This is a genomic window from Paenibacillus sp. SN-8-1 (genome assembly GCF_050995535.1).
Taxonomy (GTDB): domain Bacteria; phylum Bacillota; class Bacilli; order Paenibacillales; family Paenibacillaceae; genus Fontibacillus.
Window position 1 is genome coordinate 4,232,797 of sequence record NZ_CP194782.1, and the last position, 22,806, is coordinate 4,255,602.

A 22,806-nucleotide genomic window follows, 5' to 3' on the forward strand; every position below is an offset into this window, starting at 1 on the left:
CTTAGTTTGAAATTAGGACCAGTAGGCGTAGTAGCTATGTTGGCTGCGCGTGCCAGACAAGATTTCTTGTTTGACACGCTTCTTTTGTTGAAGTCGATACATTATAAGGAAACTAAAGAAATAAACATTTATACCAAGGCAGCTGATTTGTGCCAGGTATTCAATTACGAAGTCTTTAGTTCAATCCTTCTTGAGATACTTAGCGGCTCTACACTCAACAATTACGGGCCGATCCATATCGTACAAATTCCGGTAACGCGGATAGCGCGCCATCAGCTCCTCATGGGTTCCCCTCATTTCAATTCTGCCATTCTCCATAAAGATGATCTCATCCATGTTCTCGGTTCCAGCCAGATGATGGGTGACCCAAATCAGTGATTTGCCGTTAGTGGCATCCAGAATCGTCCTCATCAACTCCCGCTCCGTTCGCGGATCAAGTCCCACGGTAGGCTCATCGAGGATGACAACCGGCGTATCCTGCAGCAAAATACGCGCAAGCGCCACCCGCTGACGTTCTCCGCCGGAGAACCGTTGGCCGGTCTCCCGCATAAGGGTCTCGTACCCAGCGGGAAGGGTCCCAATCAACCGGGCAAGCTGAGCCTGTTCGGCAGCCCGGCGGATCTCCTCATCCGCAGCCTGGGTCCGGCCCAGCCGGATATTGTTCGCCACAGTCGTATCGAACAGATGGGGACGCTGATTGAGTACAGAGATGACCTCAGGAATATGGTCGCCGAGGTCTCCGGCCATCATCCCGTTAATCCGCACAACTCCCGCAACTGGTGCAAGCGCCCCCTGAATGAGCCCGAGCAGGGTTGACTTCCCGGCTCCACTGCGCCCGATCACGGCAATCCGCTTGCCCTGCGGAATATCCAGCGAGATACCGCGGACCGCAGTCTCTGTAGTCCCCTCATAGCTATAGCTCACTTCTTCCAGCCGAATGTGCGCAGCCCTTGGCTTCACGAATCCGGCGCCGACAAGAGCGCCGGCTCCGCAAGCGGCTCTCGGCCGCTCAAGGCCCGACCGTGCCACTTCGGCAGCTCCCGGCTGCTCTTGGCTCGGCCGTGTGGCTTCGGCAGCCCTCAGCTGCTCATGGCTCGGCCGCGCGGCCCCGGATGCGCCGGCGGCTTCGGCGGCCTTAGCCCCTTCAGCCGCTCCGCCCCGGCCCGCGGTCCGGGCCGCTTCCTCACGTCCGGCTGAAGATATTTCATTCAGCCTATTCAGCGAGTTCCGGTAACGGGGCAGCTTCTCCACCGCCTCAGATACGGGGAGGAAGACGTCCATCAGCGGGAACACGACCAGTACAAAGGCGGCGATAAGTGTCCCATTCATACTGCCATCCGCCGTCCGCCCGGCTGACCAGAACATCATGAGGAGGACGCCGCCCAGTACCACAAGCTGCCCGAGCAGGGCTCTTACTCTCGCCCATCTCTTGAGTACCCGGTCCGCCCTGGTAATCCGGGCCTCATCCGCTTCATAGGAGGCCAGGAAGTCCCTGGTCCTTCCGCTGATCACCCAGGTGCCCAGTCCCATCACCGCATCCGTCAGCTTCTGATACAGCCGGCTGCGTTCCTGCTTCATCCGCTCCTGAGTCCTTGTGGTCATGAGCAGGGATATGAAAGGAAGCACGCCAAGCAGAATCAGCAGTAGACCTGCGGTCATCAGGGCAAAGGTGGCGTCGAACCGGCCCAGCGCAGCAATCACGACTGCATACATGACCACCGCAACCGACCCCGGAAAGGCAGTCCGCAGATATACATTTTGCAGCTGCTCGATGTCCTCCGCCAGCACGCCCAGGATGTCTCCGGTCCGGTATTTGGAGCGTAGGTTCAGCGCACCCGGCTCCAGACTGTCATACAGTCTCACCCGCATTTGGGACACAATGCGCAGCACCGCGTCATGCCCGACCAGCCGCTCCACATAATGCAGGACAGCCCGGCTGATGCCGAATGTTCTGACCCCCACGATGGGAACATACACCAGCAGGATGTTCTCGGGGCGAAGCGCCGACTTTGAGATCAGATACCCGGAGGTGAACATCAGCATCGAGGCAGCAGAGGCTGTCAGCACACCAAGGATAATAATCAGGATGAACCGCCCCAGATGGGTCTTAATATACGGCTTCAGCCAGCCTTCTTGTCTCATGCTGCTCCCTCCTCCTGTTCCATAACCAGCGCGTAATAGGCGCCCTGCTTCATCATTAATTCCTCGTGGGTTCCCACTTCTGCCACCCTGCCTTGGTCCATGACCACGATGACATCCATATCCGGCATCCAGTGCAGACGGTGGGTCGCAAGAACAACTGTTTTCCCTTCAAAAAGCTCAAGCATCGTCGCCTTCAGCTCATACTCGGTCTCTATATCCAAATGGGCTGTCGGCTCATCCAGCAGGATGACCGGGCGATCACTAAGTAAGGCCCGTGCAAGCGCAACCCGCTGCTCCTGGCCTCCGCTGAATCGCCTTCCTCCGCCGCCGATCATCTCTTTATACCCATCCGGCAGCTGTTCTACGACCGGACCGAGCCCGGCCGCTTCTACGGCCTGCTTCACTTCATCCAAGGAGGCTTCAGGCCTGTAGAACTTCACATTGTCTTCAAGCGTGCTGCTGAAAATATAAGGCTGCTGCGGAATATACACGATCTGATTCCGCCAGACCGCCTCCGATAATGAATGCATAATCCGTCCATCTAGCTCCACTAAGCCTGCGCTCGGGCGAAGGAATCCGCCCAGCACATCAATCAGCGTGGACTTGCCCGCGCCGCTCTCCCCGATTATGCCGATCTTCATTCCTGCGGTTAACCGGAGATCTACACCCTCCAGTGAGGGTCCCGACCCTTCTTCATGCGTCACGCTGAGCCCCGACAAGGCCAATCTGCTGCCATCCGTCCAGCTGTAGTCCGGCTCAAGATCGCCCTTCTCACTCAGTTCCTCACCTGACTGGCTGTTCATGATCGCCTGCATGGCCTCCCCGGCTTCCTTGCCGTCCAGGGTAGCGTGAAAGTCTGCGCCTACCATTCTAACAGGAAGGAAGTATTCTGGTGCCAGAATGAGCACGGTCAAAGCCGGCAAAAGCACCATATGACCGTTAACCAGGCGCAGCCCCAGGCTTACCGCGACGGATGCGACCGACAGCATAGTGAAGAAATCCAGCGCGAAAGAGGACAGGAAGGCGGTGCGCAGCGTCTTCATTGTGGCTGCTCGGTAGCTACCGCTTACACGTTCAATGGACTGGCTGTGCGTGCGGCTGCGCCCCAGGAACTTCAGGGTCTCCAGACCACGCAAGGAATCCACAAAGTGGTTCGACAAGACTTTATACGTCTTCAACTGACCTTCCGTCTGCTTGCGCGCGGCGAGCCCGACCAGGATCATGAAGACGATCAGAATAGGCATCGTCATGGTCAATATGACCCCCGAAGCCGTATCCAGCGTGTAGATGAAGCCAAGAATCAGCACCGGGGTGAACCCGCCTGCCAGCATACGCGGCAGCAGCAGTTCGATATAGGTGCGGAATTTAGTGACTCCCTCCAGCACGAGGGTAACGAGATTACCTGTCCCTTCCTTGCCGGCATATCTCGGTCCGAGCTCAAAGAGCTTGCCCATTAGTTGGCTGCGCATCCGGGCGCCTGTGAGTTCAGCGAATTTGGCAGCAATAGACTGCTGGAAGTAGACCGTAATCTGACGTACGGTAAAAGCACACAGGAACAATACAGCTGTGCCGTATTGTTCCTGCAAAGGTTCCCCTGCGAACAGCGCGGAGACAGCCTCCGCCAGCCATTTGGCCTGCAGGATAATCGATAGGGTCTGAATCAAGGTTAGGACGGCCATAGCTGCCATTACCGGCCGTATGCCTTTCAGCCCCAGCAGTTCGCGTCCCATTAGTACTCCAAGTGATCTTTCTCGTGAACCCGCTTGTGGAACACGAAATAGCTCCAGATCTGGTAGCCGAGGACGAATGGCAGCAGGGACAGGGCAACAATGGTCATAACTTTAAGCGAATAATGTCCGGAGGCTGCATTGTCAATAGTTAGACTGAAGGCGCTGCTCAGCGAGCTGATCATCACTCGCGGGAACAGTCCAATGAAGACCGCGGCGATAGACAGGGCAATGACCGCACCGGTCATGCCGAACGCCCAGCCGTCTCTTTTATCCGAGGTAAACCATCCGGCCAGCAGGAAGGCTGCAAGCCCGAGAACCGCGACAATGGCAAGCAGTCCTCCACGTACTTCAAACACATCCGTCATCGTGTACGTAAGAATCGCGAACAAGACAAGCAGCACGGCCAGCGGAATCAGCGCCGTCTTCGCCTGGCTGCGCGCACGGTCCCGAAGCTCCCCGGTTGTTCTGAGCACCGTGAACAGAAGTCCGTGAACATAACAGAGCACCACCACCACGATCCCGCCAACCAGTGTATAGAGGTTGACCATATCGAAGAGCCCCGCCTTCATCTCCATATGCTGGTCTATCGGGAGTCCCTTCAGTAGGCCTGAGAAGACCACGCCTAGCAGGAATGGCGGCAGGAAGCTGCCCGCGAAGATTGCGATGTCCCAGGTCTTCTTCCACCGCGCGGAATCCACCTTGCCGCGGAATTCGAACGCAACCCCGCGTCCGATCAGGGCAAGAAGGAGCACCACCAGCGGAGTGTAATATCCGCTGAACATGGTGGCATACCAGTTCGGAAAGGCCGCGAAAATCGCGCCCCCCGCTGTAAGCAGCCATACTTCGTTGGCATCCCAGAACGGACCGATGGAGTTAATCAGAACCCGGCGGTCCGTATCATTCTTGGCGAGCACCTGGGTGGCCATGCCTACGCCGAAGTCGAAACCCTCCAGGAAGAAGAACCCGATGAACAATACCGCAACCAGCACGAACCATAATTCATTAAGAGACAGCATGATATTCCTCCTTGCCAAACGGATCATGAGTATGGGCTTTCGTCTGCTCTTCCGCATACGGCCCCTTTTTGATAACGCGAACGAACAGATAGACCAGTACCGCGGCAAGCGCCGCATAGATCAGGCAGAACGCGATCAGGGAGAACAACACTTGCCCGGGAGTAACGCTAGGCGAGACGCTGTCCTTCGTCTGCATGAGTCCGAACACGGTCCACGGCTGTCGGCCGAATTCCGTCATCACCCAACCGGATGTATTCGCAATGAAAGGCAGTGAAATGCTGAAGAGCATGGTGCGCCAGTACCACTTGTTAAGACGTTCGAGACGTTTCCTTGCCGCCAGATAGACTCCGTAAGCACTGAGCACGATCATCAGACAGCCTGCGGCAATCATGATGCGGAAGCTCCAGAAGGTTGTACGAACCGGCGGGATATAGTTGCCCGGACCATAGGTCTTCTCATACTGGGCTTGCAGCTCGTTCATCCCCTTCACTTCCCCTGAGAATTTGCTGTACGACAGGAAGCTCAGCAGATAAGGAATTTTGATCTCGTATTTATTCTCTTTGGTTGTCGGGTCAATCGAAGCTACAACCGTCCACCCTGCGGGATCCCCGCTCTTGCCCCAGAGTCCCTCACTGGCGGCCATCTTCATCGGCTGTGTCTTAACCAGGTATTGAGCCTGCTGGTGGCCAAAGATCGCGGTCAGGAAGGAAGAGATCAGAGCTACTATCACGGCAATTTTGAATGATTTCTTGAAAAAATCCACGTCCTGCTTCTTCAGCAGCTTATACGCGCTCACACCGGTAATCAGGAAAGCTCCGGTTGCAAATGCGCCCAGCACGGTATGCGGGAATTCCACCCACAGCTGGCCATTGCCGATCAGCGCGAAGAAATCGTTCATTTCCGCCCGGCCGTTATGGATAGCGTAGCCCACCGGTCTTTGCATGAAGGAGTTGGCGGCAAGAATCCAGAAGGCGGAGATGGTTGTGCCAAGCGCCACCAGCCAGATGCTGAGAAGGTGCACCTTCGGGGATAACCGATCCCAGCCGAAGATCCACAGTCCAATGAAGGTCGATTCCAGGAAGAACGCGAACAGCGCCTCCACCGCAAGCGGTGCGCCGAACACATCTCCGACGAACCGGGAGTAGTCCGACCAGTTCATGCCGAACTGGAACTCCTGCAGAATGCCGGTAACAACACCAACTGCAAAGTTAATCAGGAACAGCTTCCCCCAGAACTTCGCCATTCTTTTGTATTCTTCTTTTCCCTTGACTACATACATCGTCTCCATCATCGCGATCAGCAGAACCAATCCGATCGATACCGGAACGAAGAAGAAGTGAAAAATTGTGGTTGCAGCAAACTGGATGCGTGCAAGCAGTAACGTATCCATTTCTCTCTTTTCCCTCTTTCTGAATTTGTTTGTTGTTCAGGTGTTACTTTCGATCTTGACTTTGATCTTACATTTGGGCTTGAATTCATCTCATCCCAGGCAAAATGAAGCCGTTCTTGGTGTAGTTATTGCATCACGTTGTGATCCTGGTCACTATTTTCGCAAAAATTTTCTTTTGCGCTTGTGATAATTATCACATCCATCCGCTCAATTCAGACAGATTTGTGACAGAAATCACATAACAATGCATAAATTTAAGATGACATGTTCTCCATTGGGAATGGTCGTAACTACTGAGAATGCTTGCTCCACTTTCGGCCGTCGCCCGCCTCCGGGTTTCTTGATTTACTGTATTTCACTGTTGAAATCCGGAGATAAAGCATATGCTGCCGATGTAGCTTTCTTTCAGAAAGCTTGTAGGCGGCCGTTTACGCTCCTTCAGTTCCAAGCGTCCTCTCCGTTACTCCTGTCCCTGCATGCCGATATTTCAAACACGCTTTATATAAGCTTTTATTTAAAAGAAAAAGACTGCTCTCCAGCAGAATAAACTGCTTACAGAACAGCCTTTTACCGGGTGATCCCCGTAAATTCAACTATGGAGTAGGGTGCTTATGCTTATCTCCCCGCTGATCTAGCAGATGCCATATTGCCAGCACCGGGTGGCTCATCAGCATCCGTGGACCCGAGTACCTCATCACTTCTTTAATCTGCAGTCGCTGCTTAGGCTTATAACAATGAACCGGGCACTCTACACATGTCGACTTCTCTTCTCCGAACTGACACAGGCTCAGCCGCTTCATTGCATATTGATGCAGCACATAACATTCCTGGCACAGCCGGATGGTGCGGCTGCCATTGTCACAGTCATGCATGCGGCTTGCCCGGTTATGATGACCGGAGCAGTACCTTCCGATCATGAAGCTAACGGTCAGCTTCTCGCGTCTGATTCTTGGCCCGTTATTCTCAGCCTTACGCACCGCTTTCGGCTTTACCGCAGTCTGCCCCACCAGTTCGTAGAGTTCGTAGGCCCACTCTCTTGTTCTCCTTCTATTATCCATAGGCTCCTCCTGGACAAAATGATCTTATCCGCATTGTATCTGCTTATCCGCAGGAGCGCTGTGATTCCGCCAACATGAATCTGGATAATTGTTTGTCATATGGATTGAACTAAAGACTGCGTGATCGATTCTTTTGCATAACAAGTGTTAGCCTTGATCCATGCGCTCATTTCTTTAGTTCATTCCATTTAGCATCAACGATTTGTATTCTTTAAGCTGTTCAGGCTGCTGGAACGGAATACGATCCTCCAGCCTGCCACGTTCAGCACCAGCAGCAGCCCCATGTAAATATACACTCCGTAAGGTATCTCGGTGCTGAAGTAATGAATCCCGGCAAAAACGCCCAGGATCAGCATGAGCGGAATCGTCAGTATCGCTTCCTTCTGCTGGGTTGCCTCGAAGGCTTCCGAGAACGGCAGCGCCTTCCGAAGCACCAAGAAGCAGATTAGCGTATACAGCGGCAGCATCAGCAGCACATCCAGCAGATCCGGCAGAATTCTCATACCGAATATGGCAATAAATATAATGCTCTCCAGAATGAACATCGGAATCAGCAGTCTCGCCAGAAAAGCCTTGAGCGTTCCCTTATAGATAGGAGCCGTATGGCTGATCGGGGCAATCTGATAGATCCATGACCCTTTATATCTGCCCGAGTACTTCAGCATCATGACAACAGTAGGCACAAGCAGCGCACAGAAATAAATGAATAAATACATCCGGCTTGATGCAATCCCCTGAAGTCCGCCCTCATGGAAGTCCAGGAAGAAGAAGATGAACGGGAAGATAATCGAGAAGCCCAGTGTCGGATAGACCTTCAGCTTGAAGTCCCGCTCTGTACTCATCATTTTGGCGGCAAAACGGAAGAAAGTCTCCTCCTCACGGCTGCCGCTGACCCATTTAGCTACCAGATCCGTCAGCCTTCCCCCTGCGCGCCCTGCCCGAACACTCTGATCGGACAGCTTCTGCAGATTACGTTCAAAGGCAGGCATCATTTTGACATAGATGAAGAGCAGAATTATAGGCACCAGAATGACCAGCAGCGTGAAGATCATGTAGTGACTTTGCCTTGCTCCGTGCAGCAGGGTCTCGAACGGGGAACCGAACCAGATGGGGAACAGGAAGATCTGCCACCACTTTGGCTGAAAATGCACCGTGAGGTTCACCAGGTTGAACAGCCGGCTGACCAGCTGATAACCGATCGTAATCCCGATCGATAGAGCAATCTGCACATAGTTGATCATATCCTTCAGCTTCTCTCCGTCAAAGAACTTCAGCACGAAGAAATAGAGGACCGCCGTAAGCACCACGATCAGAATATCCATCAGGATGGTTTCAATCAGGAAGATTAGGAAGAACAAGACACCGTGCTCAATAAGGCCGGCAATCAACGACGGAGCCGCCAGCGTCCCGGTAACGAAGAACATATAGATTAGAATATGAATCAGCTTCGCCATATTGATTGTCTTCCGGTCCACCGGCTTGGTGAACAGAATCGTCTTATCCCGGATATCCAGCAGTACGGAAGAGAAATCCGAGATCAGCGAGGTCATCACCAGGAACATCATAATGCCGAACACGATACTCATTTGAAAAATATAATTGTCTCCGAGCAGAACGATCGGAACCAGCATCAGCCCCATCAGCCCGTACAGCCAAAGCGACCGTATAAAGGAATTGCCTTCCTTCTTATTCTGATCGCCGAGAGCAGTATCTTTCTTCTTCGATTTATTCCCGCCAGCTATAATCGTTGGGACCCTTCGTCCATCCATAATGAGCTTAATCTGGAGAATTGACCTCATCATGGCATAGTCAACGCCCGCCTTCTCAAAGGCCCCCCGGAATAGATCAAGTCCTTTCAAAATCCGGCTTTCTATCATACGGCTCAGGCCTCCTGTACGGCAGCCACGAACGCTTCAGCGATCTGCCTGTGCTCATTGAAGCCGGTCAGCTGATTGAAGATTTCCTCCAGCGACCCTTCCTTGCTCCGGTCCTTCAATTCGCTAAACGTTCCATCGGCGAGAATTCGCCCCTCACCCAGCAGAACAATCCGGCTGCTGATCTTCTCGACCACATCCATAATGTGAGAAGAATAGAAGATCGTCTTCCCCTGCTCGGCGAGCAGCGAGAGGATCTCCTTCAGAACCATCACACTGTTCGCATCCAGACCGCTCAGCGGCTCGTCGAAGAACAGAATATCCGGGTTATGCAGCAGGCTTGAGATAATCATTACCTTTTGCCTCATCCCCTTCGAGTAAGAGCTGATCCGGGAATTGTAGGCCTCCTTCAATCCGAAGCAATCTATTAATCTTCTTGCTTTCTCATCTGCAGCATCCCGATTAATTCCATATAATTCTCCGATAAAGGTCAGGTACTCCTTCGCCGTAAGTGTATCGTAGATTTCAGCGATCTCAGGCACGTAACCGATTCTCCGTTTATAGCTGATATCCCCGCTCGAGATATCAGTTCCCAGGATCTTAACTTCCCCTGTATATCCTTCCACGAGCCCGAGCATGATCTTCACGGTCGTGCTTTTCCCTGCACCGTTAGGTCCTATGTATCCTATAATCTGGCCTTTGAACACATCCAGATCAATGCCATTCAGTACGTATCTGTCGGAATATTTCATCCGCAGGTCACGGATTGTAATTACGGGTTCTCTATTCACCATTCTCATTACTCCTCTCATTCACTCCAGATATTTTACCATATGTTTCTAAATGGCGTTAAAACTCTATCCTTCATTCCAATCGCCGTAGAATCGCCCCACTATAGGGTAAAGTTTCCTGAAAGTTCCCCGCTGGGTTGGCGAATCATACTATATACCTTTATACTTATTTAGGTTGCTATACACTAGGAATATAAGACTACCAAGAACTCTATGGAATGAGTTACAGAGGTAATTCACACCATATTACTAAATGGCTTTGGAAGTATTAGCAACTTTTCACAGTTTTGCGCGTTTATATATTACATGATGAGAAAGGGAGAGTTCTGATCCTGATGCAATCTTTTTGGTCTAAGTCTTTTCGGGGCAACAAACCTGCTGTAATTATTTTGCTGCTTATTATTTTTATTCTAGCAGCTTATTTGAGAGTTGACTTTCTCCGATCTGTTCAACATTCCGTCTCCACGGACTCCAAGCAATACGACATTATGGTCAAGCAGATTCTGGAGAAGGGGGTCTATGGGTACCGAAGCACGGAATCCAATGCTCAGGTATCGCCAGGTCTACCTATGTTCATGGCGGCGGTCTATAAGCTAGTAGATTACAAGACCCATGATCCAGCTCCTTACATTCGTTATATTCAGGTCGTGCTCAGCCTCATTACCCTCTTTCTCATTTATCGGTTGGCTAGGCGCATGGGAGGGACAGCAGCCGGACTCTTGGCTGCCTTTGTCGGTGCCATTTATCCTCCATTTATCTGGAGCAACGGCGCAGTGCTCACCGAGGTTATATGTACGTTCTTCCTGGTCTCTTACTTGTACCTCCAGATTGTTGCGTTCGAGAAGAAGACATGGAAGTGGGCTCTCGCTAGCGGCGCCCTGATCGGGTTAACCGTGCTGACCCGGCCGGAGTTCCTGCCGCTCATCTTTGTATGTCATGCCGTCTACTTCCTTTGGACGAGAAAATGGAAGGACACGCTCAAGCTGCTCTTGGTCACCTTGATTGGAGCCGGTATTATCCTGTCTCCGTGGGTGGTCCGCAACATCATCACCATGAAGCAGGTCATTATCGTTGCGACTCAAGTGAATCCATTTGCTGCCGGAACCTATCCTTACAACAACTATTTGGACGGAATGGTAGACCGTCACGGGAAGACCCAAATGGAGGTTGCCAAAGAACGCCTTAAGGTTGGATTTACCGAGAAACCATGGTTGTTCCTGAAATGGTATACCATCGGAAAGCTGGATTACATTTACGGGAAAATGTATTTTGGAGCCGGACATAAGCCTTATTACTCGGTCTTCCCATATGCTATCCGGAATTTGTTCCACCAGTGTCTAGTTCTATTCTTCCTGGTCGCCTTAGTTGGCACTGCCCGCCGTTTCCGCAAACCTGAATTTCTGCTGGCCTCGACCGTGGTAGTTATGTCCTTGATCCGGCTGCTGTTCGTTCCGGAATTCAGATACAACTACACCGCCATGCCGGTCATCATCATTCTGGATTGCGTAATTGGAGTTGCCATCATTCGATGGGTATACACCCGCTATAAAGGACGGAAGAATCCTGCTCCAGCCGTTTCGGAGTAAAGTGCGTCATTCCTTAACCCTATGACAACGTATTGGAAAGCACATGAATTTATTCGTGTGCCTCCTTTCCTATTGTCTAAATTCAGAATTTAAAGGAGTACATTTGCTAATGGATTTTAAAAAGGCTACCTTGGTCACTGCCCTCATCATTTCCCAGGCTGCTGCGGCGATGCCTGCAAGTGCTGAAGCTGTCTCCTCCTCGCAGGTGCAGTCACAGGCAGCGGCCGGGGTACAATCTCTGAACTCTGCCTCACCTGTTACATTCGAGACTAACGGAACAACAAAGCCTGGCACTAATTCTTCGCTGGAAGGAACCAAGCAGGTTGCTGCGGTTAATTCAAATAATCAGACTACCGAGAACACTGCTCCATCATCCCAGGCTACCCAGCAAGACCAGACATCGGGTTCCCCTGCCACTTCCAATCCCCCTGCGGATAGCCAAGGCAGTCAAAGCAGCGTCCCAGCGGATGGAGCCGGCACTACGGATTCCGGGAGCAGTACCTCCGGGGACAGCTCACAGCCGCCAGACGGCGGCACGCTGACGATCCCAGATCCTACTTCCAGTCCTGCCACACTAGCTCCTGCAACCACCGGCAGCGGACAGCTGATTCTATATATGGACAGCAGCAGAATGGAGCAGGATGGCCGCGTCTATACGGCTACGCATCCGATGACCGTGAAGAAAGGCGTCTCTTATGTCGGAATTCGCTCTTTGGTAGACCGGGTCGGTTATCAACTCGCTTATGACGGGAAGACCAAAGAGACGATTATTACTTACGCAGGGAATGAGCTTAGATTCAAGACAGGCAGCAGCATCTACCGGGTCAATGGAGTCTCCAAGACGATGCGGGGCGCCTCTTATCAGGACAAGAATGTATTTATGGTTCCTCTGACTGCCATTACCCAGGCGCTGAATATTCCTTATAGCGTAAGCGGCAAGAAGGTCATTGTTCAGCTGTCCACCAAGCCGGTCGCTACCTTCTCGGTACAGTCCGGTGATATCTTTGCCGGTCAGACTGTACTGAACTTTGCTACCAAAAGCTACTCTCCCAAGGGACTGCAAATTGTGAATGAACGATGGGTGGGCCGTCCCGATCAGGACATGTTCCAATCGGCTGGCACGTATCCGGTAACTTACTCTGTTCAGGATTCGAGCGGGGAATGGAGTGCTCCATTTACTTTGAACATCAAGGTAGTTAATCCCAATGTGCCCCCGGTAGCCCAATTCGTTACCGACAAGTCGGAGTATAAGATGGGTGAACTCGTAACTATTACCGATCAAAGTACAGATGAAGAAGGTGCCATCACAGACCGAAAATGGACGAATAAGCAGCTTGCTTACTTCACTCCGGGATCTCAGACGATCTCGTTAACAGTTACAGATAAGCACGGGGCTACCAGTACGATAGAGAAGACAATCAATATTACCAATGAGACTCTATATACAGAGGACCAATTCTACAAGCTGTTCACACCAGTCGGACAGAATCTCCAGATTAACGGAGCAGGCGTGTTGAACTACGACAAAATTCCGTTCACCTATACGACCGAGCCGTATACTCTGTTCCGCGACAGTGGACCGGAATCGGTCACAAGTGAGGGCATTCTGTATCAGGATACCATTACAGGTCTAACCCGCTTCATGATCCATCACCGCAACCGGCTTGGTGAGAAAGCCAAGGTGTATCTGGTCGCGAAGAATATGGATTCCCAGAACGCAAAGATTGATTATCTGAGCTATGGCACCGCTGGACCTAACCAACACCCTGAACTGACAGGCCGCTTATCAGTACAGCGTTATTTCGAGAACTATCAGACCAGCAGCAAGCAGAAGACGGTTACGCTGGCTCCAGGCGAGACCAGAGTAATCTTCGAGGACCTGAGCGCAACCGCTCTCAGCCAGGAAGATGTAATCTCCCTGTTCGGAGATTTGTACAGTGATTCCCAAGTCCAATACACCGTCATGATCGTGAAGGCCAATAACGATCCAATCAAGGCACTTACAACTCTGCCTTCGCTGGACCCGAAAGAGTCCATCATTCGGGGAACCTTCGCTGACTCTACTCGTGTCTTCGAATACGGTGAGCTCGTTGGCAATACCAACATGCGCCTTCATTTGACAGATAACACGGCAGATCCATTCCAGACGGGAACTGATGGAATCATGGGAACTCCGGCTACGAACTCAGGCAACTATGGTGTATTGTACAAGATTATTCTGCACCGTGTGGCTCCGAACACCCTGATTACGTTCAATCCGCGTGGAGGCCTATATATGGGCGCCGCATTGGTGAACGGCAATGTGGTCAGCTTCTCACATTCCGGTTCAGTTAACGTACCGAACCAGACCAGCGTCCTCTATAGAACGAAGGACTATGAAGAGAATGTAGAGATTTGGATCTCTCCTTCAGCCGGAAGCAACATGCCGTTCGCATTGCTCTTCATGCCAATGTCTCCGGTGAAACAGCAATAACAACAAAATCCAGCTAACGCTTCCTATGTGTTAAGGTATTATTCTTATTTCATAAGAGACATACACAGCCGCTCCAATTCGCAGTGATCTGCGGGGGAGCGGCTGTGTCGTTCCATTTCAGTTATTAGTCTGCTCTCCGGTATTCCCGAGGGGTCATTCCAGTGACCTTCTTGAATACCCGGCTGAAATATTTCTCATCCTGAAACCCGACCATAGTCGAGATTTGGGACAATCTCAGATCCGAGCTTCTCAGCAGCTGCTTCGCCTTATCGATCCGCAGCTTCGACAAATATTCAGACAGATTCTCACTGGATACCTGCTTGAATTTGCGGGAGACGTTCTCCCGGCTAATGAAGAACCGGTCCGCAATATGCTGAAGGGTAATCTCTTGATGATAATTGGTATGAATATACTGTTTGATATCTTTTACCAGCTGGCTATCCAGCTTCTTTGTGCCTACGAACTCACTTGAGATGTCCTGGAGGGTATTCACGATCTGATCCTTCCAGTATTCCATTGAGAAATTACCCATCTCATCGTAGGGAAGCTCCATGCGCAGCGAAGACAGCTCGGACGGCTGCGTCCTACTGAACAGGTCCTTTTGCGAGCGAAGCAGTTCAGCTGTAAACTCTTCATGCCAGCTCTCCAGCTGCTCAGCAGTAATCACCTGCATTTTGCTAATTTGGGTATACCATTCATCTACTGCCTCATTAATCTTTTCACTGCTCCCGGACATTACGGCGAATTTAAACTTCTCAATATAAGGGGTAAAAGGGCTTGGAGTCTCATCCCCGCTGCGGCGCCGATATTCATGAATCCGCTGGTCCTGCTCAAGAAGGTTCCGCCTTCTGAGCGCCATCATTGACTGCTCAAACGAGGCCCGAATCCCTTCGGGAAACGCCCAGGCACTCCCCCAGCCTATATCGAACTGAACCTGGTAAGTTCGCTGCATGGCTTCATTTATTTGCTGAAGACGTTCCTTGAATGAATCGCTGGAGTCCCAAAATAACAGCACGACATCAGCTCCGGCATTCAGGTACCGGAACGCATGTCCACAGTTGCCTTCTGCAAGCACTTCGTTACATACATTCACAGTCACATACGATGCCAGCTCCAGATCATCATGAAGCCGGTCCAGAAACCGGCGATTCACTGGATGCAGCGACAGCACCGCAACCATTACGTGCTTCGTGCCGCGGCTGAGCCCCAACTCCTCTTCAAGCCGCTGCGGGTTCAATTTGGAATAAGGAATGGCACCTGAAACAAAGTCGGTTAGGAGCTTATCCCAATAGACAGGCCGCAGCACATTCAGCTGGATCTTCTGATCAAGTGAAGCGATCCATTCTTCCTCCTCTTGCTTCCACATGCTCAGCGCGCGCTCAGCGGCTGCAACCAGCTGCTTGCTGTTAAGCGGCTTCAGCAAGTAATCTGTGCCCCCATACATAATGGCGGGCTTTACATAATTGAAATCCTGATAACCGCTAATGACAATGGTCTTGGACCTGGGAGAATTCTCATGGATCCATTTCAGCAGCTGCGAGCCATCCATTAATGGCATAACCATATCTGTGAAGATAAGCGCCGGTCGTTCAGACTGGATAATCTCAATGGCTTCCTTTCCATTCCCAGCTTCATAGACATCCTTAATGCCGTAGTTCTCCCAGGGAATGAAATAGCGGACCGCTTCCCGCACATGCATCTCATCGTCAACGATTAGAGCCTTCATAATTCCCTCCTTCCTCAAGGTTCCCCGGGCAGCTTCCCAACGGGGATAGTAAGTGTAACCGTAACTCCCGCATACTCATTTGCGGAGATGTGAATCTTGGATTCCTTCCCGAAATATAATTGCAGGCGGGCAAGCACATTGCTAAGCCCAATACTCTCTGATGACTTATCTCCTCCATCCATAATAGCGCTTTCAACTTTGTGTGTCTGATTTGCTTGAACACCTGCCCCGTTATCCGAGACGCTGATGATCATATCTCCCAAATTGCTTATTGTGCTGCTGATCGTGATCCGTCCGTCCCTAATGCCTTCTTTGAAGCCATGCTTGAAAATGTTCTCCACAATGGGCTGCAGTATCATCTTGGGCACCAGAATATGCCGGGTCTGCTCTTCAATATCCAGCATAACAACAAGATTCTCTTCTCCAAAGCGTCCCTTCTGAAGCAACAAGTAATTCTCCACATGCTCGAGCTCTTCCTGTAAGGTTACCTCTGTCTTCTCCATTGTCATCGTATAGCGCATCATGCTTCCAAGAGAATAGATTTGGTCATAGACCTTGGGCGCATTGTACCTAAGCGACATCGACCCGATTGATTGCAAGGCATTATAGAGAAAATGAGGATTGATCTGTGCCTGCAGCGCCTTAAGCTGATTGGTCTTGTTCGCAAGCTCCAGACGATACTCGGTTAGAATCAAGTCATTAATGGTCTTGGTCATCTCTGTCATTTTCCGTGCCAATATACCGAATTCATCCCCGGATTCTATATCAATCCTGGCATTGAACTGGCCAATCTGGACCTTTTGCGTATAGGCAATTAATCGCTGGATGGGTGTAGTGAACCGGATCGATATCCAAATCGCCGCACACACGGCAATAATCAGGAAGACGAGCCCAATGACCGCATTAATCTCGGTAATATGTCCGGCATCACTGTACAAATTATCGTAGGGCACCAGCTTGATGAGCGCACCTGTGAAGAGAGGACCCGGAATTCGCTTGAAGAATACAATCCCGCCGAAGTCCTCATCTTGGGAATAGAAATAGCCTTCGTTCTTATCTTTAGGAAGACTGCTCCATACCGCAGTCAGCTGGCTGATATTCTGTCCCTGCTCCGAGGCATATAGCACCTTCTGATCTTCATTGACCAGATAGAGCTTCTCCGTTCCAGGAGTGAACATGGATTTCGTAATCTCACGTAGTTCAGTCAACATGAAATCGATGGACAGATTCGCCATCACTTCATTACTCGGAGTACGGAAGATGGGATAATGGACGCTGAATACCTCCGTGGTCCCCGATTTCAGATTCGGAATGACAGACTTAAGCCCATATCGGTGATCCAGATGGGTAGGTTCAAGAAACGGCCGATTTCCCCCGGTTTGGTCTTTTAAAGGAACATAGCCTGGGTTCTTCTCCCTGCGGAACATTCCCTTAATCAGAGTATTGGAAAGTTGATTGGCCCGGATATACAGATGAATCTGATAGATATCGCCATTCGACTGATACAGGTTATAGAGTTGACTCGCCATAATATCCCGGTTGTCTGATAGCTCGTTACCCTTACCCAGTGAGTCGGAAGGTCTAGTGCTCTCAATGACGGTGAACAAGGAGTTGGGCAGGTTAATCCCGCTATAAATCGATGACGCCAATTGATTAATTCCGCTAAAATAGTTAGATAAATTCGCGCCGCCAAGGGTCAACAGCCTAGTATTCTCATTGATCGACTTCTTCGTCACAGACTCCTTCGTATACAAATAGGAGGCAGTTAACGAGATACCCGCGGGTACCACTGTGATGAGTAGAAGCAGAGACATGAGCTTGGCTTGAATGCTCATTTTTTTGAACAACGTCCACCCACCTTTTTTTCAAAATATTAGCAGAGTTCCGAGATATTTTCTACCTTATATTAGAATGTGGTGAGCAGCGGATAGTAGAGTATATATAAGCCATAGTTAAAATGTTCACATTTGTGGGTACAGTCGTAACTACGGGGAATGCTTGACTTTCGGCCGCTGCCCGCCTCCAGATTTCTTGATTTATACCGCAAGGCGGATGAAATCCGGAGACAAAGCATATGCTTCCGATGCAGCTTTCTTTCAGAAAGCTTGTAGGCGATCGCTTTCGCTCCTACAGTTCCAAGCTTTCCCTCCGTTACACCTTACCCTCAAGTCAAATTTTTAACTGCGTCTTATATAGCGAATGAAATGAATAAAAATAAGGCAGGGTCACTAGACCCCGCCTCGGATGCACTTGCTTATTTAGCAGCTCTGACTATTCATCATCCTGCTTGCTGATATATTCATTCGGAACATCCTTGCCCTCTGCGTTATGGTTCTTGAATTGGCTCAAGCGGCCTGCTCTAAGCTCACCGCCGCGCACATCGCTTACACTCTGACCGTTATTGTCCAGGCCCTTGAAAGTCTTTGGGTCGTTCTGCTCCGGATGTGTCACCCTTTATCCCCCCTCTTACTTACCAATTCGTTCATCATGACTGTATTATGTCTTTTCTGGCAGCAAATCATACGCCTGTCGCCTTCATAGATATGCAAAAAAAGCCTTCTACAAAGCCATACTCGCTCTGTAGAAGACTTTCTTATTCTGATCCCGCTGCTCTTGCTATTCTGTAATCGTTACGGTTACCGGGGACCATTCGGCTGTCACGGTCTGTCCATGAACCGATACGCTCCCTTCCGGAGTCAGGTCCTTCTCGGTCATAATACCCAGTGCGATCGTGAATTGGTTGAACTTGATCGGTACATTCTTCTCCCGCCGGATTTCCTCCCCATTCAGGTAAAAGACTACTTCATCATTACCCCGGTTATACGTAATCTTATACGTATTAAATTCCCGTGCTTTGAAGTTCGTCTCTTCCTTGAAGATGCAGAAGTACTTCGTCTTGTCGCTCTCCGGCACTTGAACACCAGGGAACGGAAGCACCGCGTAGACACTCGCGTACTTATCATTGCCTGCGAAGAAATCCAGGGCAGCCCCTGTTGTAAAGTCCAGCAGATTCACAGACACATAACCGTCATACAGGTCGCCTGGGGCTGTTCCCTGCGTCCGGGAGCGAATCTGCAGCTCAAAGCTGACTTCGCCTGCTTCAGGCACTTTAATCTCCTCAACGGAATAATACATGTGCTTGGCATTATCAAGAATCTGGATCTGATTGTTCTGACGGCTGAGCGGAGCCCGTACATATAGAATGCCATTACGCACAATAATAACAGCTTCCGGCTCCCGGTAGGCCCAGAATGTACCATCCGGCAGCTTGAAGCCGCCTGTCTTCCAAACCTCGCCGTCAGACAAGATCGTATGAAAGTCTCCGATTACCTTTTGATTGTCCATATTATTATATCCTCTCTTGGGTGTAATTCATCGTGTTGCAGTCAGGGGCGATAGATATATATTCAGGAAATGATACCCTGAAGGAGCAGCGCGGCGCTCATCACTATACCACAGCGAATCGAAGCCTTCATCGAAGCTCCCATCAGCGGCAGGTATGCCGGAGAAGGATTATGCTTCCCAAGCTTCGTGTAGGCCTGATACAGCGGGACAGCCGTAAATAAGGCAAGTAATCCGTAGATGGGCAGTGCCCCGTCGGCCACACATACCAGAACAGACGCATAGGCGAGATAGAGCAGAGCCTTGGAGAAGCGCAGCGCTCTCTCCTCTCCCCAGACCACAACAAGTGTATTTTTCCCCGCCTGTCTGTCCGCCTGCCAATGCAGGAAATGATGATTGAACAGAACGAGTGTGGTCAGCAGACCTACAGGAAGTGACAGCAGTACAGACTGGACACTCATCTCCTGTGTCTGTACATAATAAGCACCCATAACCGGCAGAATGCCGAATGAGAGCAGGATCGCGATCTCACTCATTCCCTTTCCCCTGTAACCAAATTGAATAGGCGGGGCTACATAGAAATAAGCGATCAGACCGCCTAGTCCCCCGAATACCAGCACAGGCCAGCCGCTGTACAGTGCAAGTCCAATCCCGCATACAGCAGCGATACCAAGCATGATCCAAGTGATGGAGGCAAAGGTCCGTTCGGGCATAACTCCACCGGAGAGAAAGCCTGAATTTGTGCTTATAACATCCGGGGTATCTCTGGCGACGGTATCCGTCCCGCTCCGGTAATCCCATAGATCATTAACCATGTTCGAGAATAGGTGTGCCGCACCCGCCCCAATCAGGGTAATTACAAAGAGAAACGGGTGGAATACCCCTTTCCATACAAATGCCCCAAGTGCACCAAGAATAACAGGCACAAGCATAACAGGTATAACCTGGAATCGGGATGCCTTCTTAAATAATGTCCACTTGTCCAACTGTGGTCATCCCCTTTCTAAAAACAAAATATGATTTATTTCACAATCTCAATTATACAGGAATGAAATTATTTTTGAAAAAAGAAAACATGCGTCTAAGGACCAATTTACCATGACAAAAGAACTATGTCGTATTAAAATAATAAGACTGATTACCGATATAAGTGGTAACTGTCTAAATGATATGGTTCTCTCTCATATAGTGATCCAGAACATAATTTTACATACTTACAGGGGATTGGAGAAAACTGATGACCATTTTAACAAACTCTATCATTGCAGACCTGATTCCGTTCCTGTTCCTCTTCTATATGGCCGTAGAAGTCTTCTTGCGTCAGCGCAGCAACCCGCTTCACCAGCTGACCATGATTCTGATCTTCTCCTTGGGACTTATTTTTCTTTTTAATTTTTTGACATATCAATCCCCTTTGGGCACTGAGGCCAATCTGTATGCATCCCTTCGGTTTGTATTCTCGTTCCTGACCATGTCGCTTTCGCTATACTTCTTCTGTGAAATTGGCCGGCTTGGATCCAGAGCCGTGATCAGGCATACGCTCTGCCTCTTGCCCATGTTGGGCATATTGTTTGTTATCGTTCCCTTTAACGGCAAGCCTGCCATCCACATTGCAGAAATTGACCATGTACGCACTACGGAGTTCAGCGGATCCTTTATGACCGTGCTTGTGCTCTTGATCTTATATGCCCTGACTGTTCTGCCTGTAATTATCCTGATCGCCAACCGCAAGAATCGTAAGAACAAGCTGCTGATCCAGGAACGCTATCGGGTACGTGTCATCCTAACCGGCTCCACGATGACCGTAGCGCTGCTGGTGACCTTATTGATCATCAACCAGTTAGTCAAAAATACCGGGCTTCATCTGTTCGATTCCCTGTCCAGCTATTGTGTATTTCCGTGGATCATCGCGGTTCGTTACTCGATGGTTCGCTTTGACTTCCTGGCGTCGGCTGGGCGTCGTTATGAGCTTCTCTTCGAGTTATCCCACAATGGGATTGCCCTTCTGGATGAGAAAGGGATCATCGTGGAGACGAATCAGGCTTTTCAAAGTCTGCTCGGGTATGACCCCAATTCGTTGAAGGGGCTCTCTTTCCACACGCTGCTTCCGGAGGGAGAAGCTGACCGATTCTTCACACTCTATCCGGGTTACTTCCAGAATCTGAAGCCGTTCCACACCGAAGGTGAACTGAGGCACCTGGACGGCACGCTGAAGTTCGCCGAGATTCACTGCGACTTTCTGGAGACGAATGGAAAGGTGCTCTCTTTTCTCGTTACTCAGGATATTACCGCCCAGAGGAACACCCAGCGTGAGCTGACCGAACTCGCCTACCATGATACATTGACCGGTCTCGGGAACCGGAGACTGCTGCAGGATCGAATGAAGACCACACTGGGAGAAATTCATTTCAAGAACAGCAAAGTGGCTATTATCTTAATAGACCTCGATCAATTCAAATGGATTAATGATACTTTGGGCCATTCCTCAGGGGACCTCATGCTGCAGCAGGTTGCCAAGAGCCTCAGGAGCCATCTGCCGCAGAACTGTGTCATCACCAGGCTTGGGGGCGATGAATTTGCGATTATGATCGAGGATTTAAGAGAAGAATCGGACGCAATCGATTACTGCAACGTACTAATCAATGTCTTCAAGGAGCCCTTTGCGGTGGCGAACAAGCTGTACACCGTTACGGCAAGTATGGGAATTAGTATCGCACCGCGTGACGGAACCGAGATGGACACCCTTCTTCAGAATGCGGACATGGCCATGTATGAAGCCAAGAAGGCGGGCCGCAATCAGATACATATGTTCAACAAGGAACTGCAGGAGAAGGCAGACCGGTATCTGGCCGTCTATAACGGACTCTCCAAGGCCATCGCTAACGAAGAGCTCAGCTTGCATTATCAGCCCCAAATTGATCTGCAGACCCAGCGTGTGCATGGAGTAGAGGCATTGCTGCGCTGGACCAGCGGAGAGCTGGGGCCGGTATCGCCAGCGGAATTTATCCCGGTGGCAGAAGATACCGGGCTTATTCTCGCCATGGGTGACTGGGTTCTGAGCGCCGCCGTCCAACAGGCGAAATATTGGGTGGACCGGGGCTACAAAAATTTTGTGGTATCTGTTAATATCTCGGCTCAGCAGCTCAGGGATCCGCAGTTCGCGATGAAGGTTATTGATCTGCTCCGAACCAGCAGGCTTCCGGCCCGCAATTTGTGTCTGGAGATTACTGAGAGCACGGCAATTGTTGACCTGGAAGCTTCCCAGCGGCTGTGCCGGGAATTAGCCAATCTGGGTATAACTTTGGCCCTGGATGATTTCGGTGTAGGATACTCCTCCCTAAGCATGCTGAATAGCCTTCCGCTCCATTATCTGAAGATCGACCGATCACTGGTCACGAACATCGCGATCAGTCAGCGAGATTCGGCTGTGGTAGGAACCATCATCGAGCTGTCCAGGAACCTGGACATGAAGGTCGTGGCCGAGGGGATTGAGACGACCGAACAGCTCCGGCTCCTCGAGCAGCTTGGATGCCATGAGGCACAAGGCTACTTGTGCGGAAAGCCGATGCCGGCAGATGAGCTGACCGGATTCCTGGAAGGAAAAAAATAGTCATATATCTCACCAAATTAAAAATTATACAACAAAAAGGGACCGTCCCATCAGCCACAATCACGGCT

General features: G+C 50.6%; 15 protein-coding genes. 3 read left to right on the plus strand and 12 right to left on the minus strand.

Going from position 1 to position 22,806, the window contains the following annotated elements:
- Nucleotides 1-180: 180 nt before the first annotated feature.
- From ACRRNK_RS20745 to ACRRNK_RS20775, 7 genes are all read right to left on the minus strand, one after another.
- Nucleotides 181-2,142: an amino acid ABC transporter ATP-binding/permease protein gene (locus ACRRNK_RS20745; RefSeq protein ID WP_433944484.1), complete on the minus strand. Its 1,962-nt coding sequence runs from the start codon at nucleotides 2,140-2,142 to the stop codon at nucleotides 181-183.
- On the minus strand, nucleotides 2,139-3,872 hold the full coding sequence (cydD, locus tag ACRRNK_RS20750) for a thiol reductant ABC exporter subunit CydD (RefSeq protein ID WP_433944485.1): 1,734 nt from the start codon (nucleotides 3,870-3,872) through the stop codon (nucleotides 2,139-2,141). Before cydD ends, ACRRNK_RS20745 begins: the two co-directional genes overlap by 4 nt.
- The gene (gene cydB, locus ACRRNK_RS20755; RefSeq protein WP_433944486.1) at nucleotides 3,872-4,888 is read right to left on the minus strand and encodes a cytochrome d ubiquinol oxidase subunit II; all 1,017 of its coding nucleotides are present in this window, start codon (nucleotides 4,886-4,888) and stop codon (nucleotides 3,872-3,874) included. Before cydB ends, cydD begins: the two co-directional genes overlap by 1 nt.
- The gene (locus tag ACRRNK_RS20760; RefSeq protein WP_433944487.1) at nucleotides 4,875-6,278 is read right to left on the minus strand and encodes a cytochrome ubiquinol oxidase subunit I; all 1,404 of its coding nucleotides are present in this window, start codon (nucleotides 6,276-6,278) and stop codon (nucleotides 4,875-4,877) included. The genes cydB and ACRRNK_RS20760 overlap by 14 nt, the downstream gene beginning before the upstream one ends.
- A gap of 593 nt (nucleotides 6,279-6,871) precedes the next feature.
- Complete coding sequence (locus tag ACRRNK_RS20765) at nucleotides 6,872-7,336, minus strand: nitrous oxide-stimulated promoter family protein (RefSeq protein WP_433944488.1); 465 nt, start codon at nucleotides 7,334-7,336, stop codon at nucleotides 6,872-6,874.
- A 194-nt stretch (nucleotides 7,337-7,530) separates the two neighbouring features.
- Entirely contained in the window at nucleotides 7,531-9,213 is a 1,683-nt protein-coding gene (locus ACRRNK_RS20770) for a hypothetical protein (protein WP_433944489.1), read from the minus strand.
- Between the two features lie 5 nt (nucleotides 9,214-9,218).
- Entirely contained in the window at nucleotides 9,219-10,010 is a 792-nt protein-coding gene (locus tag ACRRNK_RS20775) for an ABC transporter ATP-binding protein (protein ID WP_433944490.1), read from the minus strand.
- A gap of 326 nt (nucleotides 10,011-10,336) precedes the next feature.
- Between ACRRNK_RS20775 and ACRRNK_RS20780 the strand changes: the two genes are divergently transcribed.
- Together ACRRNK_RS20780 and ACRRNK_RS20785 are read left to right on the plus strand one after the other, a co-directional pair.
- Nucleotides 10,337-11,587: an ArnT family glycosyltransferase gene (locus ACRRNK_RS20780; RefSeq protein ID WP_433944491.1), complete on the plus strand. Its 1,251-nt coding sequence runs from the start codon at nucleotides 10,337-10,339 to the stop codon at nucleotides 11,585-11,587.
- Nucleotides 11,588-11,696: 109 nt separating this feature from the next.
- On the plus strand, nucleotides 11,697-14,060 hold the full coding sequence (locus tag ACRRNK_RS20785) for a stalk domain-containing protein (RefSeq protein WP_433944492.1): 2,364 nt from the start codon (nucleotides 11,697-11,699) through the stop codon (nucleotides 14,058-14,060).
- Between the two features lie 124 nt (nucleotides 14,061-14,184).
- Here ACRRNK_RS20785 and ACRRNK_RS20790 read toward each other — a convergent pair whose 3' ends face one another.
- From ACRRNK_RS20790 to ACRRNK_RS20810, 5 genes are all read right to left on the minus strand, one after another.
- Nucleotides 14,185-15,786, minus strand: a complete 1,602-nt coding sequence (locus ACRRNK_RS20790; protein ID WP_433944493.1) for a response regulator — start codon at nucleotides 15,784-15,786, stop codon at nucleotides 14,185-14,187.
- A gap of 14 nt (nucleotides 15,787-15,800) precedes the next feature.
- Nucleotides 15,801-17,633: a sensor histidine kinase gene (locus tag ACRRNK_RS20795; RefSeq protein WP_433944494.1), complete on the minus strand. Its 1,833-nt coding sequence runs from the start codon at nucleotides 17,631-17,633 to the stop codon at nucleotides 15,801-15,803.
- Nucleotides 17,634-18,057: 424 nt separating this feature from the next.
- Complete coding sequence (locus ACRRNK_RS20800; protein WP_433944495.1) at nucleotides 18,058-18,237, minus strand: hypothetical protein; 180 nt, start codon at nucleotides 18,235-18,237, stop codon at nucleotides 18,058-18,060.
- A gap of 165 nt (nucleotides 18,238-18,402) precedes the next feature.
- The gene (locus ACRRNK_RS20805) at nucleotides 18,403-19,131 is read right to left on the minus strand and encodes a DUF6081 family protein (protein WP_433944496.1); all 729 of its coding nucleotides are present in this window, start codon (nucleotides 19,129-19,131) and stop codon (nucleotides 18,403-18,405) included.
- Nucleotides 19,132-19,193: 62 nt separating this feature from the next.
- Entirely contained in the window at nucleotides 19,194-20,114 is a 921-nt protein-coding gene (locus tag ACRRNK_RS20810; RefSeq protein WP_433944497.1) for a prenyltransferase, read from the minus strand.
- A 251-nt stretch (nucleotides 20,115-20,365) separates the two neighbouring features.
- Between ACRRNK_RS20810 and ACRRNK_RS20815 the strand changes: the two genes are divergently transcribed.
- Complete coding sequence (locus ACRRNK_RS20815) at nucleotides 20,366-22,738, plus strand: putative bifunctional diguanylate cyclase/phosphodiesterase (protein ID WP_433944498.1); 2,373 nt, start codon at nucleotides 20,366-20,368, stop codon at nucleotides 22,736-22,738.
- The last annotated feature ends 68 nt before the right edge of the window (nucleotides 22,739-22,806 follow it).

What these genes read in the sequence shown, in the direction of transcription:
- ACRRNK_RS20745 (WP_433944484.1), bottom strand. Translation starts at nt 2,142, where the DNA reads ATGAGACAAGAAGGCTGGCTGAAGCCGTATATTAAGACCCATCTGGGG.
- cydD (WP_433944485.1), bottom strand. Translation starts at nt 3,872, where the DNA reads ATGGGACGCGAACTGCTGGGGCTGAAAGGCATACGGCCGGTAATGGCA.
- cydB (WP_433944486.1), bottom strand. Translation starts at nt 4,888, where the DNA reads ATGCTGTCTCTTAATGAATTATGGTTCGTGCTGGTTGCGGTATTGTTC.
- ACRRNK_RS20760 (WP_433944487.1), bottom strand. Translation starts at nt 6,278, where the DNA reads ATGGATACGTTACTGCTTGCACGCATCCAGTTTGCTGCAACCACAATT.
- ACRRNK_RS20765 (WP_433944488.1), bottom strand. Translation starts at nt 7,336, where the DNA reads ATGGATAATAGAAGGAGAACAAGAGAGTGGGCCTACGAACTCTACGAA.
- ACRRNK_RS20770 (WP_433944489.1), bottom strand. Translation starts at nt 9,213, where the DNA reads ATGATAGAAAGCCGGATTTTGAAAGGACTTGATCTATTCCGGGGGGCC.
- ACRRNK_RS20775 (WP_433944490.1), bottom strand. Translation starts at nt 10,010, where the DNA reads ATGAGAATGGTGAATAGAGAACCCGTAATTACAATCCGTGACCTGCGG.
- ACRRNK_RS20780 (WP_433944491.1), top strand. Translation starts at nt 10,337, where the DNA reads ATGCAATCTTTTTGGTCTAAGTCTTTTCGGGGCAACAAACCTGCTGTA.
- ACRRNK_RS20785 (WP_433944492.1), top strand. Translation starts at nt 11,697, where the DNA reads ATGGATTTTAAAAAGGCTACCTTGGTCACTGCCCTCATCATTTCCCAG.
- ACRRNK_RS20790 (WP_433944493.1), bottom strand. Translation starts at nt 15,786, where the DNA reads ATGAAGGCTCTAATCGTTGACGATGAGATGCATGTGCGGGAAGCGGTC.
- ACRRNK_RS20805 (WP_433944496.1), bottom strand. Translation starts at nt 19,131, where the DNA reads ATGGACAATCAAAAGGTAATCGGAGACTTTCATACGATCTTGTCTGAC.
- ACRRNK_RS20815 (WP_433944498.1), top strand. Translation starts at nt 20,366, where the DNA reads ATGACCATTTTAACAAACTCTATCATTGCAGACCTGATTCCGTTCCTG.